This window comes from Staphylococcus condimenti (genome assembly GCF_001618885.1).
GTDB lineage: Bacteria > Bacillota > Bacilli > Staphylococcales > Staphylococcaceae > Staphylococcus > Staphylococcus condimenti.
On record NZ_CP015114.1, the window covers coordinates 1,367,275 to 1,389,838 of the forward strand.

Genomic DNA, 22,564 nt, shown 5'->3' on the forward strand with positions numbered 1-22,564 from the left:
AAGCGGATTCAATACTTTAAAATCTGCATTGAATCCGCTCTGAATTTAGTAATTATGCATTTAATTCTTCAATTAAGCCTTTAAGTTCTGCTTCACTATACTGATATTTAGCACGGCAGAAATGACATTCTGCTTCTGCACCATGATCTTCATCTATCATAGCTTGAATTTCAGCTTCACCTAATCCTTTAATCGCATTCAAGAATTTTTCATGACTGCAGTTACATTCAAATTTGACAGGTACTGTTTCTAAGAATTTCACATTCTCTTTACCAAGGATTTCTGTCAACAATTCTTCTGGAGATAAACCTTGATCAATCAATTTTGAAACAGGTGTCATATTACCGATTGCTTTTTCGACTTTATCAATCGTTTCTTCTTTTGCATTCGGCATCACTTGAATAATAAAACCACCTGCAGCTTTAATTGAGTTATCTGGGTTCACTAAAACGCCAAGTCCGACTGAAGAAGGTACTTGTTCACTTGTCGCATAGTAATACGTAAAGTCGTCTCCAAGTTCGCCAGAAACAATAGGACTTGAACCTGAAAAATAATCTTTTAACCCGACATCTTTAACAACAGTCAAAGTACCATCTGTACCGACTGCACGACGTACATCTAATTTACCTTGTTCGTTTAATGGGAAATGCGTTTGCGGATTTGTAACATAGCCGCGGATATCTCCTTTAGCGTCTGCATCTGCTACGATACGTCCGATAGGACCATGACCATCAACCGTTACTGTTAATTTTTGTTCACCTTTCAACATAGCCCCCATCATTGCTGTAGCTGTCATTGTTCTGCCTAATGCTGCTGAAGCTGTTGGCCAAGTGTAATGTCTTGTTTGGGCTTCTTGTACTGCATTTGTTGTAACAGCTGCATATGCACGAATATCACCGTCAAATGCTAATGCTTTTACGATATAATCTTGTGTCATTCTAAATTACTCCTCTTACTTAGTTTTTTATATTTAATACGTTCAATCGTTTTTTGTAATTATTTCGGTCTAAAAAATCTCTTCCTGCGTATTCTCATGATAGCAGAAAGAGATTTTAATCTACATTATTTGATTTCAAGCAATAATGTTATTTTATTAATCATTGCGACGGTCATTGTTACGATCTGATTGATTGTTATCATGATCATCTGAAGAAGAATCTTCATCACGTTGTGCATCTTCACGTTTACGTGCTTCATATTCTTTTTGGTTCTCTTCTTCTTTGTCTACTTCGGCTTCTTCTTCTTGATATTTTTTATCTTCATCTTGAACTTCATCAAGAATTTCATCATAAGATTTACCGAATTTACCCTCTGCGAAGTCTTCATCGCCATGATTTACAACTTTAGCATCATCATAATTCACTTCAGGCAATTTGCCGTCGTAGAATAATGAATGGATTTGTTCGCGTACTAAAGTTTCTTCAGTTAACAATGTTTTCGCAATCAATCTAAGTTGTTCTTGGTGTTCTAACAAGATTTGTTTACAACGTTCATATTGTTCTTTAATAATGCGTTGTACTTCTTTGTCAATTTCATAAGCAATTTGTCCAGAGTATTCTGGGTCGCCTTGCATATCTTTACCTAAGAAGACTTGGCCGCTTCCTTTCGTAAACTGCATAGGTCCAAGTTTTTTACTCATACCATATTCAGTTACCATAGAGCGCGCAATTTGTGTTGCACGTTCAAAGTCGTTAGAAGCACCCGTAGAAACTTCATTAAAGTTGATATCTTCTGATACACGACCACCTAACAAGCCGCAAATCTTATCAAGCAATTCAGGCTCTGTCATTAAGAAGCGATCTTGTTTAGGAAGCATCATTGCATAACCGCCGGCTTGACCACGCGGTACGATGGTAACTTTATGTACCACTTCTGCTTCATCCAAGACCATACCGATAATTGTATGACCCGCTTCATGGTGTGCCACAATATTACGTTCTTTCTCAGAAATAACACGTGATTTCTTAGCTGGACCTGCAATAACACGGTCTGTTGCTTCTTCAATATCACGCATATCGATTTTCTTCTTACCGTCACGAACCGCAATCAATGATGCTTCGTTCAGTAAGTTTTCTAAATCGGCACCAGAGAAACCTGGTGTTCTTTGCGCAATTGCTTTCAAGTCTACTGTTTCATCTAGAGGTTTGTTTCTAGCATGTACATATAGAATTGCTTCACGTCCTTTAACATCTGGACGGCCAACTTGAATTTGTCTGTCAAAACGACCTGGACGTAATAACGCTGGGTCTAAGATATCTGGACGGTTTGTAGCGGCAATCATGATAATACCTTCATTTTCACCGAAGCCATCCATTTCTACTAATAATTGGTTCAACGTTTGTTCACGTTCATCGTGACCGCCGCCGACACCTGCACCACGTTGGCGTCCTACAGCATCAATTTCATCGATGAAAATGATACAAGGTGCATTCTTTTTAGCATTTTCGAATAAGTCGCGGACACGGCTTGCACCGACACCGACGAACATTTCAACGAAATCAGAACCACTGATTGAGAAGAATGGTACACCCGCTTCACCTGCAACTGCACGTGCAAGCAATGTTTTACCTGTACCTGGAGGACCTACTAGAAGTACGCCTTTAGGAATTCTAGAGCCCATTTCTTTAAATTTCTTATTATCTTTCAAGAAATCTACAATTTCGATTAATTCTTGTTTTTCCTCATCTGCACCCGCTACGTCAGAGAAACGTACACGGCGTTTTTGGTTATCGTACATTTTCGCTTTGGATTTACCAAAGTTCATCATACGGCCGCCACCACCGCCGCCTTGTGCTTGACTAAGGAAGAAAATAAATAATAAAGCAATAACCAATACTGGAATCAATGTTGAAAGAATACTTACAAATACGCTTTGTTTTTCTTCTTCTTTAACTGTAAACTTCAAATCTTTTTGTTTGTGTGCTTCATCTGTGACTTTCTGCAAGTCTTTTTCGTTATTATATAGCATCGTTGAAGAATAATCTTCACCGCTCTTGGTTTTTCCGCTTACTAAATATACATTCTGTTCAGGCTGGATCTCTAAAGTTTTCAGATCGCCTTTTTCGAGTTTATTCGTGAACTGTGTATAAGAAAGTTGCTTTGGCATATTGCCATTACCATTCAGCCAAGAAAATAAACCGAATATAAAAACGCCAATGATTGCGATTACAAGCACATTGCGAAAAGCTTTCTGCATGCGTTTTTTCCTCCTACTCCAATAATAAAACTAACAAAAATTGTAACACAATATAACTTTTTATGGCTAGTATTTCAACTTTAAGAAAAACTTAACCATACACATGATTAAAATGTTTATTTATTTTGATAAACTTCAGGTTTTAATGTACCGACATACGGCAAGTTGCGATAAAATTCTGCATAATCTAAACCATAGCCTACAACAAATTCATCCGGAATTTTACGTCCTACATATTTTGCTTCTATATCTGCTTTGCGACGATTAGGTTTATCCAATAGTGTCACGATTTCTAAAGAATTCACGCGACGTGATTTCAATAACTCTGTAATAGATTTTAAAGTTGTACCTGTTTCCAAAATATCTTCAATAATCAAAACATCTTTATTTTCGATTGAGCTGCCTAAATCTTTCAGGATTTTAACTTCACCTGTTGATTCAGTTCCGCCATGATAGCTTGAAACATCCATAAAATCGATAGATAGATGTGTATCGATACGTTTAATCAAATCTGACATAAACATAGCAGATCCTTTTAAAATACCAATACAAACAAGGTCTTTACCTTTATAGTCCTTTGTGATTTCTGCGCCGAGTTGGCGGCAAATCTGCTGAATTTCATCTTCAGTCAGTAATATTTCCTTTAAATCATCTTTCATCATGATTACACTCCTAAATTTGTGATCTCTAATTTTTTTTCATAATTCGGCGCAGTATAAAATGTGCCGACTGCGACTATCTCCCCTTGTTTATTCAGCAATATGGGCAATCGATCGCGTTCATAGCCTGGAACTTTGCGATTGATCATCAAGCGGTTGACTTTCTGATGGCCTCCGTTTTGAGGTAAAGCAAAACGATCACCTGATTGACGTACACGTACCACTATCGGTAAATCCGCATCCTCAATGGTTTCATCGATTATAATTTGATATGTACCAAACTGATAATGTCCTGATTGCGTAATCCGCTTCGGTGTTAAATCTGCATCTGTATAACCCATTATTATAAATTTATCATACACAATTTGAATATTCCATTTATCTGTCGAATAAATTACAGCTTGAGCGACCGAACTATCCAGTTGTGCAAACCATTCATAATAAGCATGTTCAGAAATAGGTTGATTTCTTGTCCATTTATTCAACAATTTATCCATAACTGTAGTTTTTTGTGAATGCGTCAGCTGATTAAATTCATTGCGGTCTATAGTGATACTTTCTTGTTCACCTTTTGTCTTTTCTTGAATAAATCGATCTGCAACATCTTGCAGCTGCTGAAACTGCGCATCATGCCATTGTTTCAATTTCAATAATTGCGAAACATCCAACTGTGGATTTTCATCAATCTCTGGCAAAATACGATTACGGATATCATTTCTGACATAATGGTTATCTGCATTCGATGCATCTTCATAATAAGGCACTTCTTTTGTTGCTTGATAGTGTTTGATATCTTTTTTAGTGACGTTCAGCAATGGACGAACCAATTTAAAACCGGCACGGACTTCTTGTACAGACATCCCTAACGGACTTCTTGTCGATCTACCTGTCATAATACGATAAAAAATAGTTTCTAATTGATCATCTTGGTGATGCGCAGTGACCAATACATTCGCATCGATTGCTTTCATGTGTGTTTGGAACCAATCATAACGTTGTTCGCGTGCTGTGTTCTGAATACTTTTTCCTTGAGCTGTCAGTTCAGATAAATCCAAATGATGAACCGCCAATGGAAGCTGATGTTTCTTACAATAGTCGCGAATAAACTGTTCTTCTTCTTTTGAGGCTTCACGAATACCATGATTAACATGCAGCACGGTCAATTTTTGATATGTATGTGCAAATTCTGTTGTTAATACATCAAGAAGTACCATACTATCTACACCAGTTGAAACAGCAATAGCGAGATGGTCATTTTCAGTCCAACCTTGTGTATAAATATTCAATGGTTTCACCTCGTTCAAATGGTATCTTTTAAATATTAAAGTAATTGAAGTTTAAAATTTTTCGTTTTAAAAAGGACTTATGGATGAAGAAGCTGTGTCTTGCAATCATTGCGGCAATAATCGTAGTTGTTTCTAATCAGCCCCTATATTATACCTGTTTCATACTTCAATACAAAGAGATACGTATGTTATTTTTTCAAAATAAAATAGACTGTTCCCTAAGAAACAGTCTAGATTTTATATTAGATGAGATTAGCGTCTTGAACCTCTGCCGCCTCTTCTTGATTCAGTTTGACGTTTGATAGAAGTCATTTTTTCTTCGCTATCTTTTAAGAAGTTGCTTAATTTCTTTTCAAAGTCCTCTGGTTTACTTTGTGCTGGTTTACCGTGGTGGTTATTTCCACCTCTATGGTGTTGTCTTTTTGGACGATCTTTTGCTTTTTTAATTGAAAGACTAATTTTGCCGTCGTCAGCAATAGATAGTACCTTAACTTCTACTTCATCTCCCACAGACAAATGTTCTTCAACATTTTCAACGTACTTGTCTGCAACTTCACTGATGTGAACTAAGCCACTTTTCCCTTCAGGTAATTCTACAAACGCACCAAATTTCTTGATACCAGTGACTTTCCCTTTAAGCTTGCTTCCTACTTCGATTGACATATCCTAAATAAATCCTCCGATTTCTTTCAATTTTAATTTAACTCTATTATATGCTTGTTGTCACAATTTAACAATGCTATATCCGTTAATTCAATTAGATATTTCATTTCCCTCTATTACAGGGGATTTTGCATCTACTTTTTATCTTTGTCTTTCGGCAATTTGAAAATCACTTCACCATCGTTACTTAAATAATAATCATCACGTGCAATTTTTTCGATATAGTCTTTATTATTCAAATTGTTCAGTTGTTCTTTTAAAGCAATTTCTTCATCTTGCTGCTTTTGAAACTTTTCTTCTTTCGCTTTACGTTCTTTAGCATCATCGGCATTGCTTCTGATTTGGGTGAACACCATAATAGAAAGAATTAAGATAATCGCTAGTAAAATACCCGCAAATAACATGATACGCCGTTTCACAACGCGTTTTTTCATCTCATGACGTTTTTTCTTGCGGTTTTCATTTTCAATGTACCGATTCTCCATATGTTCAACTTTTCTATTCATGGCAATTCACCTCCTTAATCATTTTCGTTGATACGTTCTTCTTTGACGAGTTCATACATGCCTTTAGCATTTTCTTTAGAAGCGTGTTCGTTTAATCCTGTTACTTTAATCGTAACCACACGTTGGCCGAAGCGGATGACAATCTCATCTCCAACTTTTACATCCGTGCCGGCTTTAGCTGTATTGCCGTTGACTTGTACACGGCCTTGGTCGCTGACTTCTTTAGCCAATGTGCGTCGTTTGATTAAACGTGAAACTTTTAAATACTTGTCTAATCTCACTCTATTTTCCTTCTTTCTTTTCTAAAAAGGCTTTAAGTTCTGCCTCATTATAGTCTTTATTTTTGATATCATCATACAACGCCATAAAATGGTCTGCAAATACTTTCTCAAATTTTACACGTTCTTGTTTACCTTCTTTAGATTTCGCATCTGACCATATTGCTTTTAAATCCTCTACATTTTCAGCATGCGCTTCTCCAAAAACATGAGGGTGACGACGAATCATTTTATCATTCATACTTTCAATTACTTCATGAACATCCATGTAACCTTCTTTTTTACCAATACTTGTATGCAGCATCACTTGAAGCAGAATATCTCCGAGTTCTTCAATCATATGCCAATCATCTTCATTATCAATTGCTTCAAATAATTCAAAAGTTTCTTCCAGTAAATAACGTTTCAATGAATCATGAGTTTGTTTCTTATCCCATGAGCATCCTTTTTCGTCATCTACTAACGTATCAATGACAGTTTCCGCAAAATCAAAATCACGATGCATTAAATCTGCATCTTCAATACGCGGCACAAACACACTGGTCAAATTACTGAAGATATCATGATGATCTAGTTCAAATAATGGTGTTTCAATCAGTGCTGCACCTGTACTGCGTGCACCGTCTACAATCTGCACAGTATAGTCATCAGGATAACGTTCCATTAAAGTCAGTTTTAAATCTCCCGCTGTCATCGCACTATACACTTGTGTAATCAAGGTATGCGTACGAATATTCAACTGTGCTGCTTCTAAAGCTGTACCATCCAACAATGTAAAACCATCATTCGGATCTACTTGTACCGCTTCAAACACGTCATCAATAAAACTTTTGCCGCCTAATACTTGCAGCTCTATATCATCATGACTCCCTGCATATGCTGTTAAGAGTGCGGTCGTAGTTTCAGCAACTCTTGGATGTCCGGGTACTGCATAAACAATATCTTCTGATTGTGCAGCTTCCACTAACTGCGTAACAATATTCTCGTATACTTCAGCAAATTCATCGTGTGATTCGTAAACATCATCAAAGCTTATCCATTCTATTTCAGCTTTTTCTGCATCACGTAATTCTTGAATCACAGGGTGATCCAGTGTACGTGCATAAATTTTAGCCGTATTGATTAAATAACGGTATACACCTAACGGCAGCTCATCAAGTCCGTAATTGCCTAAACCTGCAATTGTAATCGTGTGTGTCATCGTTTTCGTCCTTTCTTAAAGTGATACAATTTATCGCCGAACGGCATATGTTGCAGTTCTTTATAAGTCAGCAAGTTCAACCCTGCAATGGCAGCAATAACTACTGCTACACCAGCCACAGCTGCAACAAGCAGTTCCAACATACCTGATAAGCGTTCAGTTGTCGGAAGCAGCCACATCACCAGTTGTACAGCAAGTGTCATGCCAATCATCGAAATGATTAATTTCACAACAAACGTGCGCAAATGTCGGAAGCGGTAGAAACGGAATGCTCTCCATTGCAAAATGCCCGCAAATAAACATAATGACAATACCGTGCTGATACTCGCCCCGATAATACCGACACGCGGAATCAATAAGAGATTCAGCAACAATTTCAATAATGCGCCTGCCGCAAAAGTAATTAAAATCAAACGTGATTGGCGACGCACTTCAAGTAGCGCGATATTAACCATAATCAATGATACACATATGACTGTCAGCATATAAATAATTAAAGTATCCGTTAACACATCATTTTTAAAGAACACACGATTCATCAACGGCAATAAATTCATTAATCCGACACCCGCTGCCACACTGATGGTTACTGTAATTTTCAAAGAAGCATTCGCATAACGATTCATACGTTCAAAGCGGCCTTCTCTGAATGCATTTGTCAATAAAGGAATTAAGACAAAACAAAACGTCGTCGTTACAATCAGGCCGATTTGAATAAAAGAAGCTCCGCGGTCATAAATTCCTTTTTGTACAATAGATGCTTTAAAAGAAAGCCCATAGTGCTGCAATTCGCGTATAACACTGAAACTATCCATCAATTGCCATGTCGTCACAATTAAATGAGAAGCTGAGAATATGATAATTGCTGCAGTCAAACGTTTCCAAACTTGGCTTTCTATATCATTTTCACGCCATTGCCATTGAAAACGAAATGGTCTTTTCCACATCAAGAACAGCGATGCTGCTAAGAAACCGAGCGCTGAAGCAAGAATCGACCATTTTCCTATTTGATAAATCGTTTTATGGCCGATCGCAAAAACAACAATCATCGCTAAAATGATACCGACACGCACAATCTGTTCAATGACTTGCGAATAAGCCGGCAATTCCATTTGTTGCCGCGATTGATAGCTGCCCCGCAGCACACCAAGAATGCCGACTACTAAGAAACTGCAGCTCGCCATTTGTATCATCGGTGTTAAATGCATATCACCCATAATCCGTGCAATCACAGAAGCACCCAAAAAGACAACTAAAAATATCGCAAAGCAAGCCGTCTGTACCCCCATCATAACTTGGCTAATACGTTTATCTGTCCAGTTTGCTCCGAAGTTTTGCGTCACTGCACTCGGAATCGCATTCATAGATAAAATCGTAGCCAGCGATAAAAATGGATACACTTGCTGGTACGCATAAAGTCCCGCATCACCTAATACGTTTTGATAAGGTACTCGATAAATTGCACTGAGTATTTTTACCGCAATTAAAGCAAGCGTTAGAATGACCACGCCATTAAAGGCTGATTTACGCTTCATCCGGTATAACCATACTTTCTTCCAATGATTTCATTAGGAATTTCAAACGGTCGAACCATGCCCCTGCACGTTTATTTTTAGCCAATGTAACTTTCATCGCACCATCTTCAACGCCGACTTTCATGTCGCGTCCTAAAGGCAAGGTTTGTTTAAATAATGCTTCACCGTTAATATCTTCTGTCCCTTTTTCTGACAGTTGGACTTCGACTGCTTTACCAGTATCTTTAATAGACAGTACACCGACATTCAATGCATGAATACGCATTTCAACAATATCTAACAATCGTTCAACTTGAATTGGATATTCATTGAAACGATCAATCAATTCATCTTTAATATCCATTAACTGCTCTTCATTTTCAATTTGACGGAGTTTTTTATAGATTTCAATTTTAGATTGTTCATTCGGGATATATTCTGTCGGCAGATATGCATCCATGTTCAAGTCAATTTCGATTTCTGGTGTGGTTGTTTCTTCTTTGATGCCGCGTTTTTCATTAACCGCTTCTTCTAACATTTGTGAGTACAAGTCGAAACCGACTGAATCGATAAAGCCATGCTGCTGTTTGCCGAGCAAGTTGCCGGCACCGCGAATATTCAAATCACGCATCGCAATTTTGAAGCCGCTGCCGAGTTCTGTAAACTCTTTGATGGCTTGCAGACGCTCTTCTGCTGTTTCTGATAATACTTTGTTTGTCGGGTGCAAGAAGTAAGCATAACCGACACGAGATGATCGACCGACACGTCCGCGCAATTGATACAATTGACTCAAACCGAAGCGGTCTGCATCTTCGATAATCAAGGTATTCGCATTCGGCACATCCACACCAGTTTCAATAATGGTTGTTGTGACTAAAATATCGTATTCTCCGTTGACGAACCCAATCATCGTATCTTCCAGTTCACGTTCTGTCATACGGCCATGCGCCACGCCGATATTAGCTTCAGGCATCAGCATCTGCAGCTGTTCTTTCTTCTCATAGATGGATTGTACTTTGTTGTATAAATAGAATGCTTGGCCGCCGCGTGATAATTCGCGTTCAAGTGCTTCTTTGATGAAGTTTGAATTTTGTTCTAGGACGTAAGTTTGGACTGGGAAGCGATTTTCCGGCGGTGTTTCAATAACAGACAAGTCACGTACCCCAAGCATACTCATATGCAACGTACGCGGAATAGGTGTTGCTGTTAATGTTAATACATCGACATTCGTTTTCAGTGATTTAATACGTTCTTTGTGTCGTACACCAAAACGTTGTTCTTCATCGACCACAAGCAATCCTAAATCTTTATACTTCACATCTTTGGCTAAGAGTTTGTGTGTCCCTACGACAATATCGACTGTACCGTCTTCTAATCCTTTTTTAGTCTCTTTGACTTCTTTCGGTGTACGGAAACGGCTCATTAATTGAATATTTACCGGGAAATCTTGCATACGTTCAATCAGTGTTTCATAGTGCTGCTGCGCTAAGATAGTTGTCGGAACTAAGAAAGCTACTTGTTTGCCTTCCATTACAGCTTTAAAAGCAGCACGAAGCGCAACTTCCGTTTTACCGTAACCTACATCACCGCAAAGCAGACGATCCATCGGACGTTCTTTTTCCATATCGTCTTTGATTTCCACAATAGATTTACTTTGGTCTGCTGTTAAATCATATGGAAAGTCCATTTCAAATTCATGTTGCTGTTCAGAATCTGCACCATATTGATAACCTTGCGCCATTTCACGTTCACGATATAATTCAATCAATTCATCTGCGATATCTTCAACGCTTTGTTGAACTTTCGCTTTCGTTTTCTTCCATTCAGTACCGCCGAGTTTATTAAGTCGCGGTGTTTTATCTTCAGAAGCGACATACTTCTGTACTTGATCCATTTGATCCACAGGTACAAACAACTGGTCTGTCCCTTTATATTGGATTTTAATATAGTCGCGATGCACATCGCCGACTTCAAGTGTTTCAACACCTAAATAACGACCGACACCATGGTGGACATGAACAACATAATCCCCGATTTTTAAATCTTGATAAGATTTGATACGTTCAGCATTGCTCATTGTCGGTGTGCGTTTTTTAGCTTTTTTCTGTTTAGACTTGAATAATTCACGTTCTGTCACAACAGCTAATTGCATATAAGGCAGTTCAAAACCTTCTGAAAGACTGCCTTCGACAATAACCGCATGACCGCCTTCCATATGTTCTCCTGCTTCACCTTCTACAACCGGAATATGCATTTCGTTCATCATAGATTTGACGCGTTCTTTTTTTGTTTCTGTTTCAACCAGTACGACAACTGTATAGCCGTTGTTGACATAACGCTGGAATTCAGAACGCATAATATCATATTGACCATAAAACTGTTGCACAGGTTTACTGGAGAATTTAATAATATTATTTAACTTAACAGGCATACTGGCTGTAAAAAGTGTAAAGTACGTAATGTTTCTTGTACTTATAAGCGTTTCAAAAGCTTTATCATTCATAAATTGCTGGCCGATAAAACCTTTTCCACTTTCAATCAATTGCGTCATAAAGTCATTGACTTCTGTTGTTAAAGTTTCTTCTGTATCTTTTACTCTGTTGTATTCATCTACAGCGATAATCGCATTGTTGCTGATATAGTCTACTAGTGTTGCGGGCTGTTCATACATAAAAGCAACTAAACGTCGGATAACTTGGTGATCAACGAAGTTGCTGTCGAATTGTAAAAAGCTTTCATACGTATCTTTAACATCATTGCGTACAGATTTCTCTATTTTAGGGCGCGTATTTTCATATGCTTCTTTTAATTGTGTTTTAATACGCTTGAGCACATCATCTGTAATAATATAATCACTGGCTGATGTGATTTCTACTGTATCTTGGTTTTCTTCAGAACGTTGTGTTTCTATATCGAATTGGCGGATTGAATCTACTTCTGTATCAAATAATTCAATACGTACAGGCGCGCCAATAAGCGGATATATATCAATAATGCCTCCGCGTAATGAGAATTCTCCGATATGAGACACAGCAGTTTCTCGACGATAACCCATGTCGACTAATTTATTAAGAAAATCATCAACGTCAATATCATCACCTACTGACAACTTCACTTGATGTGATTTCCAAATATCGACAGGTGTTTGTAATTTTTTCAGACCATTTAAAGGTATGATAAAGAACCCTCGCTGTCCTTCGGCTAAGCCAGTAAGGGTACGTACACGTTCACTCATCAGTTGAGGACTTTGTGTAGAAAACTCCTCAGTCATAATGTCTTGGAGCGGATACTTATAAATCTCATCATCATTAATATATTGTTGAATATCTGCCTCTAATTTATCTGCTTGATAGAGATTATTTGTAACTACGACAAGCGGACGATCAGAAGAAAGATATTTCTCTGCCATCATTGTTGCTTTGGCAGCGCCTGAAAGACCGGTTACTAAAACATTCTCTTGGCCGAATGCATCATTTAACTCTTCATATCTTTTATCTTTATTTATATAATCTGTAATTATTGATTTCACGAGACCTCACCATTATATTCATTCATCACATGATCAAATCGAGAATTAGAAACATAATCTTCAACAGCATGTGCAGAATGTTCTATTACTTTATTCATTGTTTCCATTTCTTGTTTCGAAAATTTCTGTAATACATAATCAGGAACTGACATGCCGTTCGTCGGTCTGCCGATTCCGATACGAATACGTTTAAAGTTATCAGTGCCAAGGTGTTGAATAATCGATTTCATTCCGTTATGACCGCCGGCACTTCCTTTTTGACGCAAACGCACTTGCCCTTGCGGTAAATCCAAATCATCGTACAGTACTAATAAATCTTCTGGATCCACATTGTAATAATCCATTAACGGACCTACAGCTTCTCCTGATAGATTCATCATTGTCATCGGTTCAATGAATAATACTTTCTCTCCGCCAAGTCGTTCAATTGTATATGCACCGCGGAATTTTTGTTTATCTAATTTAAATTGATTGGACTCAAGCAGATAATCTATCACTTCGAAGCCAATGTTATGTTTTGTTTGTTCGAATCGTTTACCGATATTGCCTAATCCGACAATACACTTCATTCCTGTTTCCTCCATCTCTATAAATTCAATCGTTAAAATAACATTGATATCAATTATGAATGATGATGATTCAATGTTTATGTATTATGGTTTCACACCCTATCTTAACACAAAAACCTCTCAGCTTAACGAGTTAAGCATGAGAGGTCTTTGTGTTAATTTGAAAATTAAAAGTAACGAAAGAAAAATACCGCTGTCATCTTATATCTCAACAATTAAAGATAAAAGCAAAGTGTTATTCTGAAATTTTATTATACTGTATTATATCTGCGTTGTTTTTTATAATGAATAACACTTTACTATTCATATTATATTCCTAATTGCACAAAAAAGCCTTTGCTTTAAAAATCAAAATTACGTTGTTGTTAACGCTTACAAATATAATTTTTATAGAAAACGCACCAAATTACTGTACTTTCTATTCAATAAAAAAATACCATTTGCGCTATTCAGCACAAACGGTATTTTCATATAAAGTAAGAATAAGATTATTCTTCTTCTTCTTTTTCTCCAACAACTTCTGGTTCAGGAGTATCTGCATCGCCAGCTTCAACTTCTTCAATTTCAGCTTCGCTTGGTCCTTGAGTTGGAGGTACTACAGTTACAACTGTAGCTTCTGGTTCGTTTTCAATTGTGAAGTTACCAGTAGTGTTTAAATCTTCAACTGATAAGCTGTCGCCAATTTCTAATCCAGAAATTTCTACTTCAAGATATTCAGGAATGTTTTCTGGAGTAGCTGTTACTTCAAGGTTGAATAATGGTTGGTCAACTACGCCGCCTTCTTTAGCGCCTACTGCTTCACCAACTAAGTGTACAGGTACTTCAACAGTACGTTCTTCACTCATGTTGATTGCTAAGAAGTCGATGTGAGTGATTTGGTTTTTAAGTGGATCGAATTGGTAGTCTGCAACCATTACTTTGATTGTTTTAGAACCTACGCCTAAATCGATAACACCGTTACGTCCAACTTCACGGATAACTTTGATGAATTCTACTTCATCAACTTTAACTGATACGTTTTTTTGACCGTAACCATACATAACTGCTGGTACTTTACCTGAGTTTCTGATTGCTGTTAAATCAGAACGTCTTTGTTTACCTTGACGGATAATAGACTTTAATGAAGCCATTTCCTTTTTCCACCTTTCGTATTTGAGATTAGATACTGCGCTTTATTTAAGCAAAATATAATTAATCTCTCCGCACTTGCCCATCGATATATCATCGCTTGCAAGTGTTTAATATGTTCGAACAATTAAAGTCGCGAACGGAGTTATTATACACATTTTTCAGAATTACGTCAACTTCCTAAAAAAATTACGCACCAAAAATTGAAAAAACAATAAAAAACTGCCATTCAAGTGAACGGCAGTTCTTATAATATATTAGTCGAATAATACGCTGACAGATTCTCTTTCGTAAACACGTACAATTGCTTGCGCTAAAAGTCCTGCAACTGATAATTCAGTTGTATTTTCAGGTTTACGTTCATCATCTAAGCGGATTGAATTTGTTACAATCAATTCTTTAATTGCGGAGTTTTCAATACGTTCTTTAGCTGGACCAGAAAGTACTGGGTGCGTACAGCAAGCATAAACTTCTTTGGCACCTTTATCTTTCAATGCTTGTGCAGCTAAAGTAATTGTACCTGCAGTATCGATAATGTCATCAATAATAATGGCAGTACGTCCATCGATATCACCTACAATGTTCATAACTTCAGCAACATTTGGTTTCGGACGTCGTTTATCGATAATTGCAATCGGTGTTTTTAAAATGTCTGCTAATTTACGTGCACGTGTTACACCACCGTGGTCAGGTGAGACAACAACTGTTTCTTCAGGGTCGATATCTGGATTTTCTTTGAAATATTGTGCCAAAATCGGTACACCCATTAAGTGGTCAATCGGAATATCAAAGAAACCTTGGATTTGCGGTGCATGCAAGTCTAAAGCGATCATGCGGTCTGCGCCTGCTACTTGGATTAAGTTAGCAACAAGTTTAGCAGTAATTGGTTCACGACTGCGTGCTTTTCTATCTTGACGTGCATAACCATAATAAGGAACCACAATGTTAATTGTAGCCGCAGAAGCACGTTTACATGCGTCAATCATGATGAGTAATTCCATTAAATGTACGTTAACTGGGTAAGATGTCGGTTGAATAATAAATACGTCGCAACCTCGGATGCTTTCTTCAATATTGATTTGAATTTCGCCGTCACTGAAACGTTTTACTGAACATTTTCCTAATTCAATACCGATATCATCGGCTACCTCACGTGCAAGCGGCTCATTCCCTTTCAACGAGAAAATCTTTAAAGATGAATTTTTATATTCATTAGCTAACATTTATAGTCCTCCATTTATTTGCATTCATGCGTTGTTCAAGTCGAACTGTTACATTACATTCTATTTAATTTTACTGAATTGGCTCTCTGACTTCAATACTTGCTATTCTTTATTTTTATTTAAATAACCAGGTTTCGTTGTTTGTCTAGAACGCGCTAAGGCTAAACTGTCATTTGGCACATCGTCTGTAATCGTTGATCCTGCAGCAATAAGAACATCATCACCCAATGTAACAGGTGCAACTAAGTTGGTATTACAGCCGATAAATGAATCTTTTCCGATAACTGTTTTAAATTTATTTTTACCGTCATAATTAACAGTAATAGAACCACAGCCGATATTTGTACGTTCACCGATTTCTGCATCTCCGATATAACTAAGATGTGAAACTTTTGCACCATCTTTAATATCTGCTTTTTTCACTTCAACAAAGTTGCCGACTTTAACTTCATTACCTAAATGTGCATTCGGTCTTAGTTGTGCAAATGGTCCAACCGTCGTGTCATCGCCGACTGTCGCGTCATTAATAACAGATTGTTTTACAGTAGTACGGTTGCCGATTGTACTGTGATTGATATCTGAATATTGGCCAATGACTGTATCTTCTCCAATTTGCGTACCGCTTCCAATATGTACACCCGGTTCGATAACAGTATCCATACCTATTATAACATCTGATGCAATATAAGTAGATGATGGATCAATTAAAGTTACACCATTACGCATATGATATTCATTAATACGTTGATGCATCGCTTGTTCCGCTTTACTTAAAGCAACTCTGTCATTCACACCCATAATTTCATCAAAATCTTCAGTGCGATAAACTTCAGCTTTTCCGCCTTCTTCTAAAATTAAAGATAAAACATCAGGCAAATAATATTCACCTTGAGCATTATCATTTTTCACTTCATCCAACAAACGGAACAATGTTTGATTATCAAACGCAAAAATACCAGAACTGATTTCATCAATCTGCTGTTCTGTTTCTGAAGCATCTTTTTGCTCAACGATTTTAGACAAACGTCCTTCTTCGTCTCTAACAATTCTTCCATATCCGAACGGATTAGGCGCTGTGGCTGATAATACTGTCGCATCTGCTTGATTGTCTTCATGGTGTTTAACCAAAGCATTCAATGTATCCGCTGTAATCAACGGCGTATCACCACATACTACTAACGTTGTTCCTTCTCTATCCTTTAATTCCTCCGCTGCCATTTTGACTGCATGTGCTGTTCCTAATTGCTCTTCTTGAAAACCGTAAGCAGATTGATCTCCAAGTGTGTCTTTTACACGCTCTGCACCATGACCGACAATCGTCACAACTTGGTTTACACCAGATTGCTGAACACTATTTACCACATGTTCAATCATTGTCTTATCTGCTACTTTATGCAGCACTTTGTAAAGTTTAGATTTCATTCTTGTGCCTTTACCAGCCGCTAATACCACCGCATATCTCTGCATGACTGCCAACCCTCCAATAATTTTACACTTCTATGTTATTATAATTTAACGCTGCTTGTACTTTCAAGACTGAACCTAGAAAGTCGTCTTGCTCCTTTGTACAAACACCGACTTCTTATCATCATTTCATCTTGCAAACTATTTCTTAATCCTGCTGCGACAACGAACAGTCTTTCAGTTTTATCTTAGAGAAAAAGGCTCCCGATCTTTTGACCGAGAGCCTCTTCATTTCGATTATCAAATATTATTAAGCTTCTTCTTCACTACCATTGTCTTCTGAATCTGATGATGGTTGTGCATTCTTATCAGGAATGACTTCATCAGTTTCATCATATACTTTCATCACTGCATCTTGAATTTCTTGTCTCATGTCTGAGTTGATCGGATGCGCGATGTCGCGGAATTCACCATCTGGTGTACGTTTACTTGGCATTGCGACGAATAGACCTGAGTTGCCTTCAATCACGCGCAAATCATGGACTACGAATGCATCGTCAAGTGTAATAGACACAAGCGCCTTCATTCTTCCATCAGTTTGTATTTTTCTAAGTCTTACATCTGTCACTTTCATGTAGTGAGCCCCCCTAGTATCTCTCTCTTTTGTCTTCTAGAAGCTTTACAATATTTAATTAAAAATTATTTTTCTTTTACTTGAGCGATTGCTTCTATTTCAATTTTAACATCTTTCGGCAAGCGTGCCACTTCGACACAACTTCTAGCTGGTTTATGCGCATCGAAGAATTGGCCATAGACTTCATTGATATATTGGAAATCATTCATATCCGCAATAAAAATTGTTGTTTTCACTACTGAGTCTAAGTCTGAACCTGCTTCTTCTAAAACATGACTTAAATTATTAAGCACTTGTCTAGTTTGAACTGCGGTTTCTTGGCTGACTAACTCGCCGAATTCATTTAATGGAATTTGGCCAGAAGTATAAACCATATCATTTATAACAATTGCTTGAGAATATGGTCCTAATGCTTCTGGTGCTTTATTAGTGTGAATTGTTTTCATGTTGTATACTCGCTCCTTTTATGAGAATTTAGATAACACGTTACCTTGCTCAACTTTAAAGTCTTGATTGTACTCATCGACATCAGACAGTCTGACCAAGGAAGTATAATCTTCAATCAATCTTTGTTTAACTTCTTTAGATTCTACAAGTACTGATACCCCTTTGACATGCGCTTTAAACTCATTCATCAAATTCATAACGCCGTTAATAGAGCCTCCTGCACGCATGAAATCATCAACGATAAGCACATTCGAATTTTCCTGAAGTGTACGTTTTGAAAGCACCATCGTTTCAATCTTGCGAGATGATCCCGAAACGTAGTTGATCGATACTGTAGAACCTTCTGTTACTTTATTATCCTTACGAATAACAACTACAGGTAAATTTAATATATTTGCTACTGAATTAGCAAGAGATATACCCTTAGTCGCAATGGTTACGATTGCGTCTAAATCCTCATCCATATAAATTGTCGCAATCAAGCGTCCGACTTTGTTCAACAACTCAGGATTTCCCATAAGATCGGATAAGAAGAGATAGCCTCCTGGCAGCAAGCGTTCTTTTTCCTGTAAGAGGCCGATGACTTCTTCAATAACTTCTTCTGCCTCCTCTTTACTCATGGTAGGACGATAAGTGACACCACCGCTGGCCCCAGCTGTTGTAACCACTGTTCCTAGTTTTTCTTTTTGCAAGGTTTCACGCACAATATGAATATCTTCACTGATTGAAGACTTCGCTTGTTTAAATTTTTTTACAAAATGCGTAAGCGGTATCAACTTATTGGGATGACTCATTAAATAATGAGTCATGTACACAATACGCTCACTTCGTTTATAACGCACAAGAATCCTTCCTTTCTTATCCAAGTAATCTGACTAAATAAACCTCATTGCAGCACCCATGTACTGCATTATAAATATTTTGCGCTTGTTTATAGTGTTTCGCTAAGCTGTAAACTGTAGGACCGCTGCCGCTCATCAATGCAGCATCTGCGCCACTATTGAGCATATTCTGCTTTAACTTGCGGATATTCGGGTGCATCTCCATCGAAATGGATTCTAAACAATTCGAAAGGGTCGCACAAATCGTTTCATAGTCCCCATTTTCAATCGCTTCAAGACACTTTTGCGTATTTTCTTGTTGATTACATTCTTCTCCGATTTCCAACTCTTGAAAAACACAAGCCGTAGAAATACCGACATTCGGCTTGGCAATCACTACCCAAGCTTTCGGCATTTCGTTTAAAAGATGCACCTTTTCGCCATGTCCTGTACAAATTGCTGTTTTGCTGTAAATACAAAACGGCACATCTGAACCCACATCAGCACCAAGTGCACTTAATTCATCCAAACTGAGTTGCAGATCAAAAAGCTTATTCATCGCACGCATCGTTGCTGCAGCATCCGCTGAGCCCCCGCCTAAACCGGCAGAAACTGGAATTTCTTTTTCCAGTGTAATCGTGACCCCTTCTTTGATATCATAAGTTTTTTGCATTAATAATGCCGCTTGAGATGCTAAATTTTTAGCATTTTCAGGTACAAAGTTATAATCGACTTGAACCACAATACGCTGATCATGTCGTTTTTCGACGGTAACACGATCATTTAAGTCCACCGTCGTCATGACCATTTCGACTTCATGAAAACCGTCATTTCGTTTATATAGTGCATCTAAGGTGAGATTAATTTTAGCAGGTGCCTTTTCGTATATCATATTACCGCCCTCCTTTACATATAAAATCATTTGAGATTGGAATATCTGTGCTGAAGTAGTGTATTGTTACCTGCTTATAGAACATTCGCACAGAAAATGATGTGCAAAATATGCATTATCGACATTATAACACGAACATTGTCTGTATTCATAATGGTTAATGTTGTGATATTGAAAAAAAGTTAGAATGATTTGTAAGTATAGATATAATTAGTTGGTATAACTCCGAAATCAAAGATTATACTTAAAAATATGAACATCTGATTTTCTATCTTTAACCGCGATTTTCGGCATTAAAAAAGGAATCCTGCCCACAGGATTCCTTTTTTAGACGAAGCACTCAATGCTTCAATTATTCAATTTATTACTCATCTGACTAGTGTGCAACTGCTTCATGGTGATTATCGTCTACAAAAGAAACTTGTACGTTCTCAGTTAACACATCTGTGTATGTATACGATACACGTTCAAAGTTGTGTTTATCTTGGTCTAATTCAACAATGAAAACTGCTGGATATGTTTCAGCTAAAACTCCGCAACGTTCAATTGTTTTTTTACGACCACCATTTGCTTTAAGTACAATACGGTTTCCTAAATGACCATCAAGTGCATTTTTGATGTCCCAAATTGATTTTGGCATATTGCTCCACCTCGCTACAAATTGTATTATAACACATTTCTAGCGATTAAGTCAAATAAAATTTAAATTTTAACAATGTGCGTGCGCCATGTCAATATTTTAAAATTCTAATTCCGGGAATTTTTTCAAGTTATTGAACAAATTCGCAAATTCTTTAATAGATAACGTCTCACCGCGACGTCTCGGATCAATACCGCCATCTTCTAACCATGTTTTGATGATATCTTTCTTTTGTTTACCATCAAAAAAGAGACTTTGATAGTTATTTGCGATTGTCTTACGACGCTGACTGAAAGCAGCTTTCGTCATTTTGAAAAATCGATCTTCGTCATCCACAGCCACAATCGGCGCTTGACGTTTCATCAATTTCACTACAATAGAATCTACATTCGGAGGCGGCATAAAGACCGTCTTCGGCACCGTCAGCACTTTGGATGTCTCAGTATAATATTGTGCAACAATCGACAAGGAACCATATGCTTTTGTGCCGATTTCAGCATTTAACCTTTCTCCGACTTCTTTTTGCATCATGACTACGTAACCATCAATCGGCAATGATTTTGACATCAGATTCAATAAAATTGGTGTTGTAATGTAATATGGAAGATTCGCAACAACCATAATTTTATCGCAATCTGAAAGATGTGTTTGTACAGCTTCAACTACATCTGCTTTCAAGATATCTTCATTAATCACTGTTACATTATCATAATCTGATAAAGTATCCTCTAACACGGGGATTAAACGTTGGTCGATTTCAAAAGCAACCACTTTTTTCGCATGTTTCGCTAACTGTTCTGTCAAAGAGCCCATACCAGGACCTACTTCAATCACACCCGTACGATCATCAATATTACTCGCATCAATAATCTTTTGGATAATATTGACATCAATTAAGAAATTCTGTCCCAGACTCTTTTTGAAATCAAATTGATACTTGTCTAATAACGCTCTCGTACGCGTAGGTGTAGCGATATCTTTCTTATTCACTTTATCCTTCACTTCCTTTATCTTCATTTAATGCATCACGCACATCTGCTTCTGTATAACCGAAAGCATTCAACTTCTTCAGCAATTGTTTGCCATTAGAATGTCCGATATGTAATTTTCGGCCTAATACCTCACGTTTTTGTCGCGCACCAGGACCTACAATAAGACCTAAATCGATTAATGTATCTTTGCTGATTGATTCCATGCCTTCTTCAAATGGAGAAGACACATGCAGTAAAGCATCACGGATGTCTTCTAAAGCCGCATGTTCTACTCCGATTTTGCCACGTTTATTTTTAGCTTTTTCACGGTCGATATAAGCATGTTTTACACCTGAAACATGTTCACGAATGGTATTTCGTATCTTATCACCCGGGAAATCAGGATCTGTCAATACAATCACGCCGCGTGTTGCTTGTGCGTTACGAATGACTTCTAATGTTTCTTGGTTGATCGCACTGCCATTTGTCTCAATCGTATCGCATTCTACCGCACGTTGTACACGTTCTGTATCATCTCGGCCTTCAACCACGATAAATTCATTGATTTTCATATTCTCGTCACCTTTCACAGTGTTAACTTTAATACTATACCATATCTGCTTTCTTGAAAAATAAAACCTTGAAAAGCTGGATTCTGATTATTTTTTCAGAATGGTTAGACTATTAGCTTTGGATTTGCTATATTTAAATTAAACAAGGGATAACATGCTGTGAACATGTTATCCCTCTAGGCCCGTTAAAAAGACGGTGGCTTTTGGTTCTTTGTTTATAACCATTCAACCAAAGTTGGATGGTTATTTTTTTGATGCTTATTTCTTACGATTTTCGCTAATAAGGATTAAACCTATTATCGTTAGTACGATCATAAGTATTTCATAATCACTCATTATGTGTCCGCTCTGGAGTTGCGCATCATAAGCGTCACCTCTTTAAACAGGTCCAACTTGCTTAATATAGTTATTTCTCAAATAGAACTCACATT

The 22,564-nt window shown here is 37.4% G+C and carries 21 protein-coding genes; all 21 read right to left on the reverse strand.

The window, feature by feature from the left end; translation table 11 throughout:
- Positions 1 to 52: 52 nt before the first annotated feature.
- A complete protein-coding gene (hslO, locus tag A4G25_RS06930; protein WP_047132170.1) occupies positions 53 to 937 on the reverse strand; it encodes an Hsp33 family molecular chaperone HslO in 885 nt (294 codons plus the stop codon).
- A 156-nt stretch (positions 938 to 1,093) separates the two neighbouring features.
- A complete protein-coding gene (gene ftsH / locus A4G25_RS06935) occupies positions 1,094 to 3,196 on the reverse strand; it encodes an ATP-dependent zinc metalloprotease FtsH (RefSeq protein ID WP_047132171.1) in 2,103 nt (700 codons plus the stop codon).
- A gap of 116 nt (positions 3,197 to 3,312) precedes the next feature.
- Positions 3,313 to 3,855 carry a hypoxanthine phosphoribosyltransferase gene (hpt, locus tag A4G25_RS06940; RefSeq protein ID WP_047132202.1) on the reverse strand — a complete coding sequence of 181 codons (543 nt, stop codon included), beginning with the start codon at positions 3,853 to 3,855 and terminating at the stop codon, positions 3,313 to 3,315.
- Positions 3,856 to 3,860: 5 nt separating this feature from the next.
- Entirely contained in the window at positions 3,861 to 5,141 is a 1,281-nt protein-coding gene (gene tilS, locus A4G25_RS06945) for a tRNA lysidine(34) synthetase TilS (RefSeq protein ID WP_047132172.1), read from the reverse strand.
- Positions 5,142 to 5,393: 252 nt separating this feature from the next.
- On the reverse strand, positions 5,394 to 5,804 hold the full coding sequence (locus tag A4G25_RS06950) for a S1 domain-containing RNA-binding protein (protein ID WP_012664187.1): 411 nt from the start codon (positions 5,802 to 5,804) through the stop codon (positions 5,394 to 5,396).
- A 134-nt stretch (positions 5,805 to 5,938) separates the two neighbouring features.
- Positions 5,939 to 6,310 carry a cell division protein DivIC gene (gene divIC / locus A4G25_RS06955; protein ID WP_047132173.1) on the reverse strand — a complete coding sequence of 124 codons (372 nt, stop codon included), beginning with the start codon at positions 6,308 to 6,310 and terminating at the stop codon, positions 5,939 to 5,941.
- Positions 6,311 to 6,324: 14 nt separating this feature from the next.
- Positions 6,325 to 6,591 carry an RNA-binding S4 domain-containing protein gene (locus A4G25_RS06960; protein WP_012664185.1) on the reverse strand — a complete coding sequence of 89 codons (267 nt, stop codon included), beginning with the start codon at positions 6,589 to 6,591 and terminating at the stop codon, positions 6,325 to 6,327.
- A gap of 1 nt (position 6,592) precedes the next feature.
- Positions 6,593 to 7,789: a MazG nucleotide pyrophosphohydrolase domain-containing protein gene (locus A4G25_RS06965; protein WP_047132174.1), complete on the reverse strand. Its 1,197-nt coding sequence runs from the start codon at positions 7,787 to 7,789 to the stop codon at positions 6,593 to 6,595.
- Entirely contained in the window at positions 7,786 to 9,324 is a 1,539-nt protein-coding gene (locus A4G25_RS06970; RefSeq protein WP_047132175.1) for a polysaccharide biosynthesis protein, read from the reverse strand. The genes A4G25_RS06965 and A4G25_RS06970 overlap by 4 nt, the downstream gene beginning before the upstream one ends.
- Positions 9,314 to 12,823 carry a transcription-repair coupling factor gene (gene mfd, locus A4G25_RS06975; RefSeq protein WP_371093557.1) on the reverse strand — a complete coding sequence of 1,170 codons (3,510 nt, stop codon included), beginning with the start codon at positions 12,821 to 12,823 and terminating at the stop codon, positions 9,314 to 9,316. Before mfd ends, A4G25_RS06970 begins: the two co-directional genes overlap by 11 nt.
- Before the next feature lie 5 nt (positions 12,824 to 12,828).
- A complete protein-coding gene (pth, locus tag A4G25_RS06980) occupies positions 12,829 to 13,401 on the reverse strand; it encodes an aminoacyl-tRNA hydrolase (RefSeq protein ID WP_047132177.1) in 573 nt (190 codons plus the stop codon).
- Positions 13,402 to 13,889: 488 nt separating this feature from the next.
- On the reverse strand, positions 13,890 to 14,531 hold the full coding sequence (locus tag A4G25_RS06985; protein ID WP_047132178.1) for a 50S ribosomal protein L25/general stress protein Ctc: 642 nt from the start codon (positions 14,529 to 14,531) through the stop codon (positions 13,890 to 13,892).
- Between the two features lie 255 nt (positions 14,532 to 14,786).
- Positions 14,787 to 15,752, reverse strand: a complete 966-nt coding sequence (locus A4G25_RS06990) for a ribose-phosphate diphosphokinase (RefSeq protein WP_047132179.1) — start codon at positions 15,750 to 15,752, stop codon at positions 14,787 to 14,789.
- A gap of 102 nt (positions 15,753 to 15,854) precedes the next feature.
- On the reverse strand, positions 15,855 to 17,219 hold the full coding sequence (gene glmU / locus A4G25_RS06995; protein ID WP_047132180.1) for a bifunctional UDP-N-acetylglucosamine diphosphorylase/glucosamine-1-phosphate N-acetyltransferase GlmU: 1,365 nt from the start codon (positions 17,217 to 17,219) through the stop codon (positions 15,855 to 15,857).
- Positions 17,220 to 17,466: 247 nt separating this feature from the next.
- Positions 17,467 to 17,790 carry a septation regulator SpoVG gene (gene spoVG / locus A4G25_RS07000; protein WP_012664176.1) on the reverse strand — a complete coding sequence of 108 codons (324 nt, stop codon included), beginning with the start codon at positions 17,788 to 17,790 and terminating at the stop codon, positions 17,467 to 17,469.
- 65 nt (positions 17,791 to 17,855) lie between these two features.
- On the reverse strand, positions 17,856 to 18,236 hold the full coding sequence (locus tag A4G25_RS07005; protein WP_047132181.1) for a RidA family protein: 381 nt from the start codon (positions 18,234 to 18,236) through the stop codon (positions 17,856 to 17,858).
- Positions 18,237 to 18,254: 18 nt separating this feature from the next.
- Entirely contained in the window at positions 18,255 to 19,079 is an 825-nt protein-coding gene (gene purR, locus A4G25_RS07010) for a pur operon repressor (protein WP_047132182.1), read from the reverse strand.
- Between the two features lie 16 nt (positions 19,080 to 19,095).
- Positions 19,096 to 19,950 (reverse strand): 4-(cytidine 5'-diphospho)-2-C-methyl-D-erythritol kinase, encoded by an 855-nt coding sequence (ispE, locus tag A4G25_RS07015; protein WP_047132183.1) that lies wholly within the window; start codon positions 19,948 to 19,950, stop codon positions 19,096 to 19,098.
- Between the two features lie 376 nt (positions 19,951 to 20,326).
- Positions 20,327 to 20,590 (reverse strand): biofilm formation stimulator Veg, encoded by a 264-nt coding sequence (veg, locus tag A4G25_RS07020; RefSeq protein WP_047132184.1) that lies wholly within the window; start codon positions 20,588 to 20,590, stop codon positions 20,327 to 20,329.
- A gap of 99 nt (positions 20,591 to 20,689) precedes the next feature.
- Entirely contained in the window at positions 20,690 to 21,580 is an 891-nt protein-coding gene (gene rsmA / locus A4G25_RS07025; RefSeq protein ID WP_047132185.1) for a 16S rRNA (adenine(1518)-N(6)/adenine(1519)-N(6))-dimethyltransferase RsmA, read from the reverse strand.
- A 1-nt stretch (position 21,581) separates the two neighbouring features.
- Complete coding sequence (gene rnmV, locus A4G25_RS07030) at positions 21,582 to 22,133, reverse strand: ribonuclease M5 (protein ID WP_047132186.1); 552 nt, start codon at positions 22,131 to 22,133, stop codon at positions 21,582 to 21,584.
- Positions 22,134 to 22,564: the final 431 nt, after the last annotated feature.

Coding starts and splice junctions, on each gene's coding strand:
- hslO (WP_047132170.1), bottom strand. CDS start 937: ATGACACAAGATTATATCGTAAAAGCATTAGCATTTGACGGTGATATT.
- ftsH (WP_047132171.1), bottom strand. CDS start 3,196: ATGCAGAAAGCTTTTCGCAATGTGCTTGTAATCGCAATCATTGGCGTT.
- hpt (WP_047132202.1), bottom strand. CDS start 3,855: ATGAAAGATGATTTAAAGGAAATATTACTGACTGAAGATGAAATTCAG.
- A4G25_RS06950 (WP_012664187.1), bottom strand. CDS start 5,804: ATGTCAATCGAAGTAGGAAGCAAGCTTAAAGGGAAAGTCACTGGTATC.
- divIC (WP_047132173.1), bottom strand. CDS start 6,310: ATGAATAGAAAAGTTGAACATATGGAGAATCGGTACATTGAAAATGAA.
- A4G25_RS06965 (WP_047132174.1), bottom strand. CDS start 7,789: ATGACACACACGATTACAATTGCAGGTTTAGGCAATTACGGACTTGAT.
- A4G25_RS06970 (WP_047132175.1), bottom strand. CDS start 9,324: ATGAAGCGTAAATCAGCCTTTAATGGCGTGGTCATTCTAACGCTTGCT.
- pth (WP_047132177.1), bottom strand. CDS start 13,401: ATGAAGTGTATTGTCGGATTAGGCAATATCGGTAAACGATTCGAACAA.
- A4G25_RS06985 (WP_047132178.1), bottom strand. CDS start 14,531: ATGGCTTCATTAAAGTCTATTATCCGTCAAGGTAAACAAAGACGTTCT.
- A4G25_RS06990 (WP_047132179.1), bottom strand. CDS start 15,752: ATGTTAGCTAATGAATATAAAAATTCATCTTTAAAGATTTTCTCGTTG.
- glmU (WP_047132180.1), bottom strand. CDS start 17,219: ATGCAGAGATATGCGGTGGTATTAGCGGCTGGTAAAGGCACAAGAATG.
- spoVG (WP_012664176.1), bottom strand. CDS start 17,790: ATGAAAGTGACAGATGTAAGACTTAGAAAAATACAAACTGATGGAAGA.
- A4G25_RS07005 (WP_047132181.1), bottom strand. CDS start 18,236: ATGAAAACAATTCACACTAATAAAGCACCAGAAGCATTAGGACCATAT.
- ispE (WP_047132183.1), bottom strand. CDS start 19,950: ATGATATACGAAAAGGCACCTGCTAAAATTAATCTCACCTTAGATGCA.
- veg (WP_047132184.1), bottom strand. CDS start 20,590: ATGCCAAAATCAATTTGGGACATCAAAAATGCACTTGATGGTCATTTA.
- rnmV (WP_047132186.1), bottom strand. CDS start 22,133: ATGAAAATCAATGAATTTATCGTGGTTGAAGGCCGAGATGATACAGAA.